This window comes from Pseudomonas sp. FG6, from assembly GCF_057809015.1.
The window spans coordinates 20602-36159 of the sequence record NZ_JBMDJD010000030.1; the positions used below are offsets into that span (position 1 = coordinate 20602).

14 protein-coding genes are annotated in these 15558 nt (G+C 60.3%); 3 read left to right on the plus strand and 11 right to left on the minus strand.

The genetic code is table 11. The annotated features are described in order from the left end of the window. Nucleotides 1-29 precede the first annotated feature (29 nt). The 3 genes from rpoD to rpsU form a co-directional block, all read right to left on the minus strand. Entirely contained in the window at nt 30-1877 is a 1848-nt protein-coding gene (gene rpoD / locus ACODSJ_RS18800; protein WP_489103161.1) for an RNA polymerase sigma factor RpoD, read from the minus strand. A gap of 67 nt (nt 1878-1944) precedes the next feature. Next, nucleotides 1945-3903: a DNA primase gene (dnaG, locus tag ACODSJ_RS18805; protein WP_489103162.1), complete on the minus strand. Its 1959-nt coding sequence runs from the start codon at nt 3901-3903 to the stop codon at nt 1945-1947. Between the two features lie 489 nt (nt 3904-4392). Then, nucleotides 4393-4608 carry a 30S ribosomal protein S21 gene (gene rpsU, locus ACODSJ_RS18810; RefSeq protein WP_002551877.1) on the minus strand — a complete coding sequence of 72 codons (216 nt, stop codon included), beginning with the start codon at nt 4606-4608 and terminating at the stop codon, nt 4393-4395. A 199-nt stretch (nt 4609-4807) separates the two neighbouring features. Here rpsU and tsaD point away from each other — a divergent pair, with 199 nt between their 5' ends. Then, nucleotides 4808-5833 (plus strand): tRNA (adenosine(37)-N6)-threonylcarbamoyltransferase complex transferase subunit TsaD, encoded by a 1026-nt coding sequence (gene tsaD / locus ACODSJ_RS18815; RefSeq protein ID WP_489103163.1) that lies wholly within the window; start codon nt 4808-4810, stop codon nt 5831-5833. 51 nt (nt 5834-5884) lie between these two features. Here the strand turns inward: tsaD and plsY are convergent, their stop codons facing one another. After that, nucleotides 5885-6454 (minus strand): glycerol-3-phosphate 1-O-acyltransferase PlsY, encoded by a 570-nt coding sequence (gene plsY / locus ACODSJ_RS18820; RefSeq protein ID WP_489103164.1) that lies wholly within the window; start codon nt 6452-6454, stop codon nt 5885-5887. Nucleotides 6455-6528: 74 nt separating this feature from the next. Between plsY and folB the strand changes: the two genes are divergently transcribed. Both folB and folK read left to right on the plus strand, forming a co-directional pair. Next, complete coding sequence (folB, locus tag ACODSJ_RS18825; protein ID WP_039590767.1) at nt 6529-6882, plus strand: dihydroneopterin aldolase; 354 nt, start codon at nt 6529-6531, stop codon at nt 6880-6882. Next, nucleotides 6873-7391, plus strand: a complete 519-nt coding sequence (gene folK / locus ACODSJ_RS18830) for a 2-amino-4-hydroxy-6-hydroxymethyldihydropteridine diphosphokinase (RefSeq protein WP_489103202.1) — start codon at nt 6873-6875, stop codon at nt 7389-7391. Before folB ends, folK begins: the two co-directional genes overlap by 10 nt. 45 nt (nt 7392-7436) lie before the next feature. On the opposite strand, the gene ACODSJ_RS18835 is transcribed toward folK, so the two are convergent. The 7 genes from ACODSJ_RS18835 to apaG all read right to left on the minus strand — a co-directional run bounded on the left by ACODSJ_RS18835 (nt 7437) and on the right by apaG (nt 15517). After that, on the minus strand, nt 7437-8663 hold the full coding sequence (locus tag ACODSJ_RS18835; protein WP_489103165.1) for a multifunctional CCA addition/repair protein: 1227 nt from the start codon (nt 8661-8663) through the stop codon (nt 7437-7439). 63 nt (nt 8664-8726) lie between these two features. Beyond that, the gene (locus ACODSJ_RS18840; protein ID WP_489103166.1) at nt 8727-10292 is read right to left on the minus strand and encodes a SpoVR family protein; all 1566 of its coding nucleotides are present in this window, start codon (nt 10290-10292) and stop codon (nt 8727-8729) included. Beyond that, nucleotides 10289-11560, minus strand: coding sequence for a YeaH/YhbH family protein (locus ACODSJ_RS18845; RefSeq protein WP_489103167.1), 1272 nt, complete (start codon nt 11558-11560; stop codon nt 10289-10291). Before ACODSJ_RS18845 ends, ACODSJ_RS18840 begins: the two co-directional genes overlap by 4 nt. Nucleotides 11561-11676: 116 nt before the next feature. Beyond that, entirely contained in the window at nt 11677-13599 is a 1923-nt protein-coding gene (locus tag ACODSJ_RS18850; RefSeq protein WP_260962165.1) for a PrkA family serine protein kinase, read from the minus strand. 301 nt (nt 13600-13900) lie between these two features. Further along, nucleotides 13901-14230: a thiosulfate sulfurtransferase GlpE gene (glpE, locus tag ACODSJ_RS18855; protein WP_489103168.1), complete on the minus strand. Its 330-nt coding sequence runs from the start codon at nt 14228-14230 to the stop codon at nt 13901-13903. A 31-nt stretch (nt 14231-14261) separates the two neighbouring features. Continuing rightward, the gene (locus ACODSJ_RS18860) at nt 14262-15137 is read right to left on the minus strand and encodes a symmetrical bis(5'-nucleosyl)-tetraphosphatase (protein WP_489103169.1); all 876 of its coding nucleotides are present in this window, start codon (nt 15135-15137) and stop codon (nt 14262-14264) included. Next, nucleotides 15137-15517, minus strand: a complete 381-nt coding sequence (apaG, locus tag ACODSJ_RS18865; RefSeq protein ID WP_489103170.1) for a Co2+/Mg2+ efflux protein ApaG — start codon at nt 15515-15517, stop codon at nt 15137-15139. Before apaG ends, ACODSJ_RS18860 begins: the two co-directional genes overlap by 1 nt. Nucleotides 15518-15558 lie beyond the last annotated feature (41 nt).

A 15558-nucleotide genomic window follows, 5' to 3' on the forward strand; every position in this document is an offset into this window, starting at 1 on the left:
CCCCGGCAGGGCCGGGGGTTTTGGGAGGGTCACTCGTCGAGGAAGGAGCGCAGATGCTCGCTTCGCGTCGGGTGGCGCAGCTTGCGCAACGCCTTGGCTTCGATCTGACGAATCCGCTCACGGGTCACGTCGAACTGCTTACCGACTTCCTCAAGGGTGTGGTCGGTATTCATGTCGATGCCGAAACGCATGCGCAGTACCTTGGCTTCACGGGCAGTGAGGCCGGAGAGTACTTCGCGAGTCGCTTCCTTGAGGCTCTCTACGGTGGCGACATCGATTGGCGACTGCATGGTGGAGTCTTCGATGAAGTCACCCAGATGGGAGTCTTCATCATCGCCGATCGGGGTTTCCATCGAGATAGGCTCTTTGGCGATCTTCAATACCTTGCGGATCTTGTCCTCAGGCATCTCCATGCGCTCACCCAGCTCTTCCGGGGTCGGTTCGCGACCCATTTCCTGCAGCATCTGGCGGGAAATACGGTTGAGCTTGTTGATCGTTTCGATCATGTGCACCGGGATACGAATGGTGCGGGCCTGGTCGGCGATCGAACGGGTGATCGCCTGGCGAATCCACCAGGTGGCGTAAGTCGAGAACTTGTAGCCGCGACGGTATTCGAACTTGTCCACCGCTTTCATCAGGCCGATGTTGCCTTCCTGGATCAGGTCGAGGAACTGCAGGCCGCGGTTGGTGTACTTCTTGGCGATGGAGATCACCAGACGCAAGTTCGCTTCAACCATCTCTTTCTTCGCGCGGCGGGCCTTGGCCTCACCGATCGACATGCGACGGTTGATTTCCTTGATCTCGGCAATGCTCAGGCCGGTCTCGGCCTCCAGCGCGCTCAGCTTCTGCTGGCAACGAACGATGTCCGGTTGCAGGCGGGCAATGGCTTCGGCGTATTTGCTCTTGCCTTTGGCCAGCGCATCGGTCCAGCTTTCGTCGACTTCGTTGCCCGGGAACTGGCGCAGGAAATCGGCACGTGGCATGCGGGCGTCACGAACACACAGTTGCATGATCGCGCGCTCTTGCTGGCGCAGGCGATCCAGGGCGCTGCGAACGCGCTCGACCAGGCCTTCGAACTGCTTGGGCACCAGCTTGATCGGCATGAACAGCTCGGCCAGGGCCAACAGCTCGGCAATCGCCTGCTTGTTGTTGCGACCGTGCTTTTTCAGGGCCTTGCGGGTGATTTCCATCTGGTCGGCCACGGCGCCGAAACGCTGTGCGGCGATGATCGGGTCCGGGCCGCTTTCGGCTTCTTCTTCGTCGTCGCTGGCTTCGCCATCTTCGTCATCGCTGTCGTCGTCGGCCTTGTCGGCTTTCGCGTCGAGCGGTGGCGGCACTTCGGCGGCTGGCGGCGTGGAGCCGTCGTCCGGATCGATGTAGCCGCTCAGGACGTCGGACAGGCGACCACCTTCGGTGGTGACGCGGGTGTACTCGGAGAGAATGTGGTCAACCGTGCCAGGGAAGTGCGCGATGGCGCCCATCACTTCGCGGATGCCCTCTTCGATACGCTTGGCGATTTCGATCTCGCCTTCACGCGTGAGGAGTTCTACCGTGCCCATTTCACGCATGTACATGCGTACCGGGTCGGTGGTGCGACCAATGTCGGTCTCGACAGCCGCCAACGCCGCAGCCGCTTCTTCAGCAGCCGCCTCGTCGGTATCGGCGTCGGCCAGCATAAGGGCATCCTTATCTGGCGCAACCTCGAATACGTTGATCCCCATGTCGTTGATCATGCGGATGATGTCTTCCACCTGTTCCGGATCTGAAATATCCTCCGGCAGGTGGTCGTTGACCTCCGCGTAAGTCAGGTAGCCCTGCTCACGACCCAATAGGATCAACTCTTTGATACGAGACTGCTGTTGCGCTTTTCCGGACATAACACCCTATCCACTGAAGGTCTTGGCGGGCAAAAAACAAGCCGAGGATTATACCTGAGCTGTGACCTCACGCGCCAGTTGAGGTCGGGTTTGATTCGGGAACATTGCGGCTGAGTAAGTCGCGCAATTGGTTTTTCTCTTCGCTGGTCAACTCGCTCTGACGAGCTTTTCGCAGAAGTTGCTCCAGATTTCGCTCGCGTTGGCGGGCGGACAAGCTAGTAATGGTGTCGAAAAACTGTTGTTCAAGGTTGTCTCCCTCAATCAGCCATTCCTTCTCGGCCAAGGCTTTGAGCAGGCGCCCTTGCTCGGTGCCGTGCCACCGGGCAATCAACTGGAAGGAGTTGAGCCTGGGGTTCTTCTGCACGGCTTCGAGGAGCGCGACCAGCAACTGCGTGTTGCTGTGGTCTTCATCGGCGAAGTGCCCGGCATCCTCGACCTTTTCCGCCAGTTGCGGGTGGTGCAGCAAGGTGCGCAGGGCGGCCAGCGTTGGTGGTTCGACGGCCGCCGGCACGCGCGGGGCACGTGGTTGGTCGCGATCGCCGCGCTTGCCGTTCTTGTCCCAGGGCTTCTTGTCCCATTTCTTGCCGCCGCTGCCGGGTTTCTTGGGCGTCCATTCCTGCTGCGGTGCATAGTCCTGCTGAGGTTGATGATAGTCGGCGTAATCGGGCATCGCGTCGTAATCGATACCCGGATCGTAGGCCGGTGGCGCGTCCTGAGGTGCGCTGTAGACCAACTGGTTGACCGCCTCGCTATTGAGCCCGGTGATTTCGCTCAGGCGCTGGCGCATGAGTAGGCGCAAGTTGGCGCCGGGCACTTTGTCGATCAGCGGCGCGGCGAGGGTGGCCATGTGGGCCTTGCCTTCGAGTGAGCGTGGGTCGGCCTCTTCGGTCAACTGCTGGAAAAAGTAATCGGCCAGCGGTTGCGCGTGCTGGTTGATCCTCGCGCGAAACGCGTCGGTGCCTTCGGATCGCACCAGGGTGTCCGGGTCCTCGCCTTCGGGCAGGAACAGGAAGCGTGCCCGCCGACCGTCCTGCAGGCATGGCAGGGTCGCTTCCAGCGCGCGCCAGGCGGCGTTGCGGCCCGCCTGGTCGCCGTCAAAGCAGAACAGCACGCTGGGCACGACGCGGAACAGGCGCTTCATGTGCTCTTCGCTGGTGGCGGTACCCAGGGTGGCGACCGCGTTGCGCAAGCCTTGCTGGGCCAGGGCGATCACGTCCATGTAGCCTTCGACAACGATGATTTCGTCGAGGTTGCGGTTGTTCTTGCGGGCCTCGTACAGGCCGTAGAGTTCCTGGCCTTTATGGAACACCGGGGTTTCCGGGGAGTTCAGGTACTTGGGCTTGTCGTCGCCCAGTACCCGGCCGCCAAAAGCAATGATCCGGCCACGGGTATCGCGGATCGGGAACATGACCCGGTCGCGGAAACGGTCGTAGCGCTTGCCGGTCTCGGCGTTCTCGATCAGCAGGCCGGCGTCGATCATGGCGCGTTGCTGCAGCGTGTCGCTGCTCAGGTGCTTGTACAGGTTGTCCCAGCCGGGTGGGGCGAAGCCGAGGCCGAAATCCCGAGCGATTTCACCGGTCAGGCCGCGACCTTTCAGGTAATCCACAGCGGCCTTGCGGGCCGGATGGCTCTTGAGGGCCTGGCGGTAGAAGTCGGCCGCCGCCGTCAGCAGCGGATAGAGCGGTGAGTCGGTCGGCTGGCGTGGTTTGTGCTGCCGGCCGCTTTCCTCCCGGGGGATTTCCATGCCGGCCGCTTTGGCCAGTTCTTCGACAGCCTGGGGGAAATCCAGGTTGTCGTGGTCCATGATGAAGCCGAGGGCGTTGCCGCCAGCGCCGCAGCCGAAGCAGTAGTAGAACTGCTTGTCGGGGCTGACGCTGAAAGATGGGGTTTTTTCTTTGTGGAACGGGCAGCAGGCCGTGTAGTTCTTGCCGGCTTTTTTCATTTGCAGGCGAGAGCTGACCACGTCGACGATGTCGGTGCGGTTCAGGAGGTCGTCAATAAAGCTCTGGGGAATCAGCCCGGCCATGGCGTTCTCGTCATCACTGCGCGAAAGAGGGACCCGAAATCAACAGGCGGCACTGGTTGCGGGGCGTGGAGCACCCTGGATCGGTGGCTCGACCGGTTCGTCTGCATCATCGCTGTCGGAAAGTGTATCTGCCGATAATCCACTGACGTTAATGACTGATCAGTATTCGACGGTCTGAATGTTCTGAAATATGTTGCGCTGAGTCCGGTAACGGCCGTCAGGCCTCGGATAGCTCATGAAGCGGGCACGCGAGGAGTGCCTTGGGCTGATCGTCGTTAGAGGAATCAGGGTGTGCTCGTCAGTAGCCTTGGAAGGCTCGTCAGAAGAGACGTGCACCGCTGGCAAGAAAGCCAGGTCTGACGTGGTGAAGCAGGTTGTCTCGGTCGCGTCTGCGGCTTTGACAGTGAAGCATCAAGCGTTATTCCGCAAATGCCATAAGCCCGGCTTGAGGGCCGGGCTTGGCAGAAGCTTGCTACGGACGGCTGTGTATTAGTACAGACGTACGGCGCGGCGCTGTTCGCGCTGAACTTTCTTGGCGTGACGCTTAACAGCGGCTGCTGCTTTGCGCTTACGCTCGGAAGTCGGCTTCTCATAGAATTCGCGGCTACGAACTTCAGCCAGAACACCGGCTTTTTCGCAGGAGCGCTTGAAACGACGCAGAGCTACGTCGAAGGGTTCGTTCTCTTTTACTTTGACGGCTGGCATCCAGAGCTACCTTCATTCATTACCGGGGTCAACATCCTCGCGGCAAAAGAGCACTTGAAGACGTCGGTTTTTAAGGGTTGCGGATGTTAACCCCTCAACGCTCGGAATGCAAAGCCTCTGATCGAAAACCGCTGGTCGGGGCACAACGCGGCGACTATTATGCGCGCCTTCGAATTCAGCCGCTACAAGGCGCAAACCCATGCTAGTACTGGGACTGGAAACTTCCTGCGACGAAACCGGTGTTGCACTCTACGACAGTGAGCGGGGCCTGCTGGCCGATGCGCTGTTCAGCCAGATCGACCTGCATCGCGCCTACGGTGGCGTGGTGCCCGAGCTTGCCTCTCGCGATCACGTCAAGCGCATGCTGCCCTTGATTCGCCAGGTCCTGGACGACGCCGGCTGCCAGCCGAGCGAGATCGACGCCGTCGCCTACACTGCGGGTCCTGGCCTGGTGGGCGCGCTGCTGGTCGGCGCGTCCTGTGCCCAGGCGCTGGCCTTTGCCTGGGGCGTTCCGGCCCTGGGCGTGCATCACATGGAGGGTCACTTACTGGCCCCGATGCTGGAGCCGCAACCGCCGCAATTCCCGTTCGTCGCTTTGTTGGTTTCGGGCGGTCATACCCAGCTCGTCCGGGTCGACGGCATCGGCCAATACGCGCTCATGGGCGAGTCCCTGGACGATGCTGCCGGTGAAGCATTCGACAAAACCGCGAAGATGATGGGGCTCAATTATCCGGGAGGACCGGAAATCGCCCGGCTCGCGACCCAGGGGGTTGAAGGCCGTTTCGTGTTCCCGCGTCCGATGTGTGACCGGCCTGGCCTGGACTTCAGCTTCAGCGGCCTGAAAACCTTCGCCCTGAACACCTGGCAGCAATGCGTCAGCGTCGGGGACGACGGTGAGCAAGCCCGTTGCGACATCTCGCTGGCGTTCCAGCAGGCCGTGGTGGAAACTTTGACCATCAAGTGCAAGCGCGCGCTGAAACAGGCCGGGCTCAAGCGCCTGGTGATTGCCGGCGGCGTGAGTGCGAACAAGGCCTTACGGGTGTCGCTGGAGAAAATGCTCGGCGACATGAAGGGCGACGTTTACTACGCCAGGCCGCAGTTCTGCACCGATAATGGCGCGATGATCGCTTTTGCCGGTTGTCAGCGCCTGCAGGCCGGCCAGCGTGAAAGCCTGGCGATCAGCGTGCAGGCACGCTGGCCCATGGAGCAGTTGCCACCGCTCTGAGGCAACATGGGGTTTGTACGAAAAGTCGCGCAGGCACTTTTCATACAAATCCTAGAAATGACGTTCGCGCCCGGCAAACAGGTCGCGTAGATTGCCTCGGTGGCGCCAGACGATCAGCGCGACCAGCGCGCTCATCGGCAACAAGGCCGCCGGTTCCTGCCAGGCCAGGAGAGGCAGGGTCAGCGGTGTGGCGATCAGCGCGGCCAGCGAACTGGTGCGGGTCAGGTAGAACGTCAGCAGCCAGGCCGCGACGGCCAGCAGGGCGGCGGGTGGGTACAGGCCCAGCAACATGCCGGCGGCGGTGGCAACGCCTTTGCCGCCACGGAAGCGAAAGTACAGTGGGAACAGATGGCCGATGACCGCGCAGACGCCGATCCAGGCCTGTTGCTGCAACGAGAGCCCTGCAAGGCTGGCGATCAATACGGGCACAAGGCCTTTGCAGAGGTCGCCAAGCAAGGTCAGGGCGGCCAGTTTGCGTCCGGCCAGGCGTAGCATGTTGGTGGCGCCGGCGTTGCCCGAGCCGCTCGTTCGCGGATCCGGACGATGGGTCAAGCGGCTGAGCAAAATGGCGAAGGACAGCGAGCCGAGCAGGTAGGCGAGGATCGCCAGTAACCAATACATGCTAACTATTCCGGGCGAGGACGCCCTGATTCTAACGGGGCATTGCGCCCTTGTCGTGCTGCGGAGAAGAGTGCTTGGACAGAGTGTTTATCGAAGGCCTGGAAGTTGACACGGTAATCGGTGCCTACGACTGGGAGCGCGGCATCCGACAGTGCCTGCGGCTTGACCTGAGTTTCGCTTGGGATAATCGTCCGGCCGCCGCAGGCGATGACCTGACCCTGGCGCTCGACTATGCCAGCGTATCGTCGCGCATCCAGGCCTTTGCCGAGCAGGCCCAGTTCCAGTTGGTCGAAACATTCGCCGAACGGCTCGCCCAAGAGCTGATGGACGAGTTCAAGATCACTTGGCTGCGTCTGAAAGTGACCAAGCCTGGCGCCGTGCCGGCGGCCAGCGGAGTGGGCGTGGAGATCGAGCGCGGATGTCGCTGATTCAGGTTTTTCTCGGGCTCGGCAGCAATATCGAGCGCGAAATCCATTTGCGTGCGGGCCTTGAAGCCCTCGCCGGTTTCCTGGTGGACATACGCTGTTCAGCGGTGTTCGAGAGCCAGCCGGTGGGCATCAAGAGCGGGCCATTCTTCAATTTCGTCGTATCGGCCTTCACCAACCTGCCCTTGACGGAGCTGGATCGCCGTCTCAAGTTCATCGAGGCGGACAATGGCCGTTATGCGCCGGACCGCAAAGGGCTGCCGCTGGACATCGATGTCTTGTTGTACGGCGACCAGGTCGGCAACTTCGACGGCTTGATCCTGCCTCGCGCGGAAATCCTCAAAAATGCCTTCGTATTGTGGCCATTGTCGTTGATCGCGCCGGATCGCATACACCCGGGCGCAGGCAAAAGCTTCGCCACGCTGTGGAAAGAATCACAGATTGACCAGGTGCTGGCGCCGGTGGCTTTTGAATGGCGAGGGGAGCAGCTTACGCCATCGAATCTGCTGTGAAGCGGCGGTGTACTCACCAAAAGCGTTGCTGCCCTAGCGCTCCTGTCAGCCCGCCGCTGCTTTGTAAACTTTCAGCGCCCTGAGGCGCTCGCGCTTGATCGCCTCACCCAGTTCAGGTCCCTTGAAACCTTTTTCCAGCAGTGGCTGTACCGCCACCGCTCGGGCCGCTGCGGCTGCGCCCCGCAGATAATCAGTCTGTGGATAACTTCGCTCCTCAAGCCCTTTGCGTCCTCGTGCATCCATCTCGCAGGCTGCGATGAACTCCTCGAAGCGCTGGGGGCGTCGGAACACATCAAAACTCTGCAGCAGCTCAAGCAAAGTGGACGGCTTCAACTCCAGCGCACGATGGCCATGGGTGTGGTATTGCCCCACCAATAGCGCCAGTTCCTGACAGTCGCGAGGTGCCTTGAAGCGTTCGTTGACCGCTTTGATCAGCTTCAAGCCTTTGTGTTCATGGGCGATGTGTCGCGGCCATTCGTCTTGGGGTGTCAGGCCTTTCCCCAAGTCATGGAGCAGGCAAGCCCAGCGGACCGTCAGCGGTTGTCGATGCCGCGCGGCCTGTTCCAGCACGCTCAATGTGTGGAGGCCGGTGTCGATTTCCGGGTGATGGGCTTCAGGTTGTGGTACGCCAAACAGCGCGTCGACCTCGGGCATCAGGACCTTCAGCGCCGTGCAGTCGCGCAGGACCTGGATAAACACCTGTGGTTGCTCTTCCATGAGTGCGCGGGAGATTTCTTTCCAGCTGCGCTCGGCGGTCAGCGCCTCCAGCTCGCCGGAGTCGCTGAGCTGGCGCATCAGCTCAAGGGTTTCGTCCGCCACCGTGAAACCCAGCGGGGCGTAGCGCGCGGCGAAACGGGCTACTCGCAGGACTCGGAGTGGATCTTCGGCGAACGCGGGGGAAACATGGCGCAATACCCGGGCTTTAAGGTCGCGCTGGCCGTGGTACGGATCGGTGAGGTGGCCATGGTCATCTTCGGCCATTGCGTTGATCGTCAAGTCGCGTCGAATCAGGTCTTGCTCAAGGGTCACTTCCGGGCTGGCGTGAAACACGAAGCCGCCATAGCCGCGACCGCTTTTGCGTTCGGTGCGGGCGAGGGCGTATTCCTCGCCGGTCTTGGGATCGAGGAACACCGGAAAATCGGCGCCCACGGGCCGAAATCCCTTGGCCAGCATGTCCTCGGCAGTGGCGCCTACCACCACGCGGTCAATATCAGTGACGGGAATGCCCAGCAGGCGGTCGCGAACGGCCCCGCCAACTTTATAGATCTGCATAAAAAACCTCCGTTGGTCCGACAGGATAACCCTTGCGTCGGACGTCCGGAGGTGAAAACGGGCTTAAAGATGAATGACGGCCAGGTCCAGGCGACCGTAGTCGCCTTCACCCTGTTCGTTCCTGGGTGGGACGTGATGGGTTTTCGTCACCTGGTCTCCTTGCAGGGTTTCCAGGTGGATGTCGAACCCCCAGAGACGATGCAGATGCTTGAGCACCTCATCGGTGGAGTCGCCCAATGGTTTTCGGTTATGCGCCTGATGGCGCAGGGTCAGCGAGCGATCGCCGCGCCGGTCGATGCTATAGATCTGCACGTTGGGTTCGCGATTGCCCAGGTTGTACTGCGCTGCCAGGGTCTCGCGGATGATGCGATATCCGCTTTCGTCGTGGATGGCTGGCACCAGCAGGTCATCTTTCTGATCGTCATCCATGATGCTGAACAGTTTCAGGTCCCGGATCACCTTCGGCGAGAGGTATTGCAGGATGAAACTTTCGTCCTTGAAGCTGCTCATGGCGAACTTGATGGTGGACAGCCAATCCGAGCCGGCGATTTCCGGGAACCAGCGACGGTCCTCTTCAGTCGGGTTCTCGCACATGCGCCGAATGTCGCGGTACATGGCAAAGCCCAGTGCGTAGGGGTTGATGCCGCTGTAGTACGGGCTGTCGAAACCGGGTTGGAACACCACGCTTGTGTGCGAAGCCAGGAACTCCATCATGAAGCCGTCTGTCACCAACCCTTCGTCGTACAGGTCGTTCATCAGCGTGTAGTGCCAGAACGTGGCCCAGCCTTCGTTCATGACCTGGGTCTGGCGCTGTGGATAGAAATACTGGGCGATCTTGCGCACGATGCGCACGATCTCCCGTTGCCAGGGTTCGAGCAACGGCGCATGTTTTTCAATGAAGTAGAGAATGTTCTCCTGGGGTTCGGCGGGGAAGCGCGCGTTGTCCTTCTCGCTGTACTTGTCCGCGCCTTTGGGAATGGTGCGCCATAGGTCGTTGATCTGCTTTTGCAGGTGCTCTTCGCGGTCCTTTTGCCGCCGGCGTTCTTCTTCGGCAGAAATCGGATACGGCCGCTTGTAGCGATCCACGCCGTAGTTCATCAGGGCGTGGCAGGAGTCCAGCAGGTCCTCGACCGCATCGATGCCATGGCGCTCTTCGCACTGCATGATGTACTGCTTGGCAAATACCAGGTAATCGATGATCGAACTGGCATCGGTCCAGGTGCGGAACAGGTAGTTGCCCTTGAAGAAACTGTTGTGCCCGTAGCAGGCATGCGCCACCACCAAGGCCTGCATGCAAATGGTGTTTTCCTCCATCAGGTAGGCGATGCACGGGTCGGAATTGATCACGATCTCATAGGCCAGCCCCATCTGCCCCCTGCTGTAGGATTTTTCCGTGCTGAGGAAGTGCTTGCCGTAGGACCAGTGGTGGTAACCCAGCGGCATGCCGACCGACGCATAGGCGTCCATCATCTGTTCGGCGGTGATCACCTCGATCTGGTTCGGGTAGGTGTCCAGGGCATAGCGGTCCGCGATACGGCTGATTTCGCGGTCGTAGGCCTGGATCAGCTCGAATGTCCATTCGGAGCCGGTGGAAATAGGCTGGCGCTTCTGCTCTTTTTTGGCGGTCATGTCACTAACCTGCGCTGGAAGAGTTCACGGAAGACCGGGTAGATATCCCCGGCCGAGACCAGTTGCTGTTGGGCAAATGTGTCGGAAAAAGCTTCGGCTATGCGTTCATATTCGTACCACAACGCCTGGTGTTCGCGTGGAGTAATTTCCACGTAGGTGTAGTACTGGACGAACGGCATGATCTGGTTGATGAGGATGTCCCGGCAGATCGGCGAGTCGTCGTTCCAGTTGTCACCGTCCGAGGCCTGGGCGGCGTAGATGTTCCATTCGTTGGCCGGATAGCGCTCGGCCATGATCTCCTGCATCAGTTTCAGGGCGCTGGAAACGATGGTGCCGCCGGTCTCCCTGGAATAGAAGAACTCTTCTTCGTCCACTTCCCTGGCGCTGGTGTGGTGACGGATGAACACTACGTCGATCTTGTCGTAGTTGCGCTTGAGGAACAGGTACAGGAGGATGAAGAAGCGCTTGGCGATGTCCTTGGTGGCCTGGGTCATGGAGCCGGACACGTCCATCAGGCAGAACATCACCGCCTTGGAGCTGGGGTTGGGTTGCTTCACCAGCAGGTTGTACTTGAGGTCGAAGGTGTCGAGGAAGGGCACACGGTGGATGCGTGCGCTCAGCTTCTCGATCTCCGCCTCCAGATCTTGAATATCGCCAAAATTGTCGGGTTCTTCGCGCTTCAGGCGGGCCAGCTCTTCCTTCACTTCGCGCAATTTCGCCCGGCTGCTGCCCGACAGGGCGATGCGTCGGGCATGGGCTGAGCGCAGGGTACGGATGATATTGATGCGCGACGGATTGCCTTCATTGCTGATACCGGCTCGCACGGTCTTGAAAGTGTCGGTACCGGTCAGGTTGCGCTTGACCAGGTTGGGCAGCTCCAGGTCCTCGAACATGAATTCGAGGAATTCCTCCTGGGTGATCTGGAACACGAATTCATCCATGCCCTCGCCGGAGTTGCCGGCCTTGCCGGGTCCCTTGCCGCCACCCCCTCCTTGCGGACGAGGAATATGCTCGCCCGTGGTGAACTCCTTGTTGCCGGGGTGCACGACGGTCTGCTTGCCGCCGCGCCCATGGTGAAGCACCGGCTCGTCGATGTCGCGACCGGGAATGCTGATCTGTTCGCCGTGCTCCATGTCGGTAATGGAACGACGACTGACCGCCTCTTCGACGGCCTTCTTGATGTGGTCACGGTAGCGCCGCAGGAAACGCTGGCGGTTCACCGTGCTCTTGTTCTTGCCATTCAGGCGTCGATCGATCACGTAGCTCATGGGGCCCTCCGGGCAGCTTCAAGTGATGAGCTGCAAGCTGCAAGTAGGAGCAGTTACCCAGATCTCGGGTTCATGCGCTTTCCTCTTGCAGCTTGTCGCTTGCGGCTTGTAGCTGGCTACTGTGATTTGCGGACCCGCAGATACCACTCGGAGAGCAGTCGTACCTGTTTGTCGGTGTAGCCACGTTCGACCATGCGTGTGACGAAGTCGTTGTGTTTTTGCTGGTCCTCCTTGCTGGCCTTGGCGTTGAAGCTGATGACGGGCAGCAGGTCTTCGGTGTTGGAGAACATTTTCTTCTCGATCACCACCCGCAGCTTCTCATAGCTGAGCCAGGTCGGGTTCTTGCCGTTGTTGTTGGCCCGGGCGCGCAATACGAAGTTCACGATCTCGTTGCGGAAATCCTTTGGATTGCTGATGCCGGCCGGCTTCTCGATTTTTTCCAGCTCCTCGTTGAGTGCTACGCGGTTGAGGATTTCCCCGGTTTCCGGATCGCGGTATTCCTGGTCCTGGATCCAGAAGTCGGCGTACAGCACGTAACGGTCGAAGATGTTCTGGCCGTATTCGCTGTAGGACTCCAGGTATGCGGTCTGGATTTCCTTGCCGATGAACTCGATGTAGCGCGGGGCCAGGTATTCCTTGAGGAAGCGCAGATAACGCTCGCGGGTTTCCGCCTGGAACTGTTCCTGCTCGATCTGCTGTTCCAGCACATACAGCAGGTGCACCGGGTTGGCGGCGATCTCGTGGGGGTCGAAGTTGAAAACCTTGGACAGGATCTTGAAGGCAAAACGCGTGGACAGGCCATTCATCCCTTCGTCGACGCCTGCGTTGTCGCGGTATTCCTGGATCGACTTGGCCTTTGGATCGGTGTCCTTGAGGTTTTCGCCGTCGTACACCCGCATCTTCGAATAGATGTTGGAGTTTTCTGGCTCCTTGAGACGAGACAGTACGGTGAACTGAGCCAGCATCTTCAGCGTGTCGGGGGCGCAGTGGGCCTTGGACAGCGAGCTGTTGAACAGCAGTTTGTCGTAGATCTTCACCTCATCGGTCACTCGCAGGCAGTACGGCACCTTGACGATGTAGATCCGGTCGATGAAGGCCTCGTTGTTCTTGTTGTTGCGGAAGGTGTGCCATTCGGACTCGTTGGAGTGCGCCAGCAGGATGCCGCTGAAGGGAATCGCCCCAAGACCCTCGGTACTGTTGTAGTTACCTTCCTGGGTCGCGGTCAGCAAGGGGTGCAGCACCTTGATGGGGGCCTTGAACATCTCGACGAATTCCATCAGGCCCTGGTTGGCCCGGCACAGCGCACCCGAATAGCTGTAGGCGTCGGCGTCGTTCTGTGGGAACTCTTCCAGCTTGCGGATATCGACCTTGCCCACCAGTGCCGAGATGTCCTGGTTGTTCTCGTCCCCCGGCTCGGTCTTGGCCACTGCGATCTGGTTGAGAATCGATGGATAGAGCTTGACCACGCGGAACTGGCTGATGTCACCGCCGAACTCGGCCAGGCGCTTGGTGGCCCACGGCGACATGATGGTATTGAGGTAGCGCCGAGGGATGCCGAAATCCTCTTCGAGGATGGCGCCGTCCTCCGTGGCGTTGAACAGCCCCAGGGGCGATTCGAACACCGGCGAGCCCTTGATGGCGTAGAAGGGCACCTTTTCGATCAGTTGCTTGAGTTTCTCGGCCAGGGACGATTTACCGCCGCCCACGGGGCCGAGCAGGTAGAGGATCTGTTTCTTCTCTTCCAGGCCTTGGGCGGCGTGGCGGAAGTAGGACACGATCTGGTCGATGCATTCTTCCATGCCGTGGAAGTCTTCAAAGGCCGGATAGCGGCGGATCACTTTGTTGGAAAAGATCCGCGAGAGCCTCGAGTTGGTCGAGGTATCCAGCAGCTCCGGTTCTCCGATGGCCAGCAATAGCCGCTCTGCAGCCGACGCATAGGCACTGCGATCCTGCTTGCAGAGATCGAGGTATTCCTGCAGCGAGTATTCCTCCTGCCGCGTGGACTCGAAACGTTGCTGGAAGTGGCTAAAAATGCTCATGACGTCACCTCGCTCGATACGTGGAGCCGGTGTCGGATCAATCAGTCGATGCTGGACAGCCGCTGGGAACCCAGTGGCCGTTTTACCCCCCAGAATGCTTCCAGGATTGCAGGTTCCTGAAAGCTGACTCCCGATGACCCGTGCGCCGGTGTACCGGCTCTCCCCTGTTTTGGATGGCCTGAGGCTAAGGATAGTTCGGAATCGGAGAGGTAAAGGTGGAATACGTAATTAGTTATGGCAGACCGTTCGTCTGCCATCGCTCAAGCCCGCGCCCCACGGGGGCTCGGACGCCACAAAAAAATTATTCGTGGCTGCCTTGCGCCGTTTCTGCAGGATAAGTCGCACGCCATAGCTCGAAACCGCCGTCCAGGCTGTAGACATCGGAGAAGCCCTGGCTGACCAGGTAGGCAGCTGCGCTCTGGCTGGAATTGCCGTGATAGCAGACCACGACGGTGGGGGCATCGAGGTCGGCCGCACGGATGAAGTCGGCGACGCTGTGGTTGTCCAGATGCCGGGAGCCGCTGATGTGCAACGCGGCGAAAGTGGCTGGATCCCGGATGTCGACGACTACCGCGCCTTGTTCGCGCAAGGTCCGCGCCTGTTCCGGTGGGATGCGTTTGAATTCGGACATTTGAGACTCCTGTGGCCTGACCTGCAGTCGGTCAGGCGACGCTGTTGGCCGGCGACGGTGTCGCGGCCGAATGATGAGGTTTGGGGTGACCCTGTGCGTCGCAATCGCAACGCAGTTGTTCGCCGCTGTCGACGTCCATCAGTGTCATGGCGTTGCCCCACACGCAACCCGTGTCGAGGGCAAAGATCCCCGGTTCGTCGCATTGCCCCTCCAGCGCCGCCCAATGGCCGAAAATGACCTTCAGGTTGCGGGTCTTGCGCTCCTTGTGCTTGAACCACGGGGCATAGCCGGGCGGTGCGGTCTCGATACCTTCCTTGCTCTTGAGGTCGAGCTTGCCGTGGCGGGTGCAGAAGCGCATGCGGGTGAAATAGTTGGTGATGACCCGCAGGCGGGGGATCCCCGTGAGGTCGTTGTCCCATTGGGTGGGGTCGTTGCCGTACATGCCGTCGAGGTAGGGGGCGAACAGGTTGTCGTCGCGCAACGCTTGCTCGACCTCGGCGGCGCACTTGAGGGCCTTGCGCAGGGACCACTGGGGCGCAATGCCGGCATGGACCAGCGCCAGGTTGCGTTGCTCGTCGTAGTGCATGAGCTTTTGCTGACGCAGCCATTGCAGCAGTTCAACGCAGTCGGGCGCGTCGAGGATTTCGCTCAACGTATCGGATTTTTTCAGGCGCTCGATGTTCTGCCAGGCGGCCAGCAAATGCAGGTCGTGATTGCCGAGCACGCACACCAGCGATTGGCGGATACCGTAGAGAAAGCGCAACGTCTCCAGGGATTGCGGTCCCCGGTTGACCAGGTCGCCCACCAGCCACAGCGTGTCCTTCGAGGGGTCGAAGGCCACGCGTTCCAGCAGGCATTTGAGCGGATCGAGGCAACCCTGCAGATCCCCCACTGCATACGTGGCCATTAGTGCAGGGCTCCGGGGACCGCCAGGCGAAAAGGTTTGATGATTGCGTCGAAGCGTGTGCCGTCTTCGGCCAGCATCTGATAGGTGCCCTGCATCGTGCCGACCCGGGTGGTCATCACGGTGCCGCTGCTGTAATTGTGGCTTTTACCGGCCTCGATCAGCGGTTGCTCGCCCACCACGCCCTCGCCACGCACGTGTTCGACATGGCCGTCGCCGTCGGTGATGACCCAGTGCCGCGACAGCAACCTGGCGGCCAACGAGCCGTTGTTGTGGACGGTAATGGTGTAGGCGAAGGCGAAGCGGTTCTGCTCGGGTTGCGATTGTTCCGCCAGGAAGCGGGTGGTGACGCTGACGTCGACTTGATAACGAGGATCGGACATGCAAAAAGGCCTTGGAAGCGGGACGCAGGCGTGACTGATGC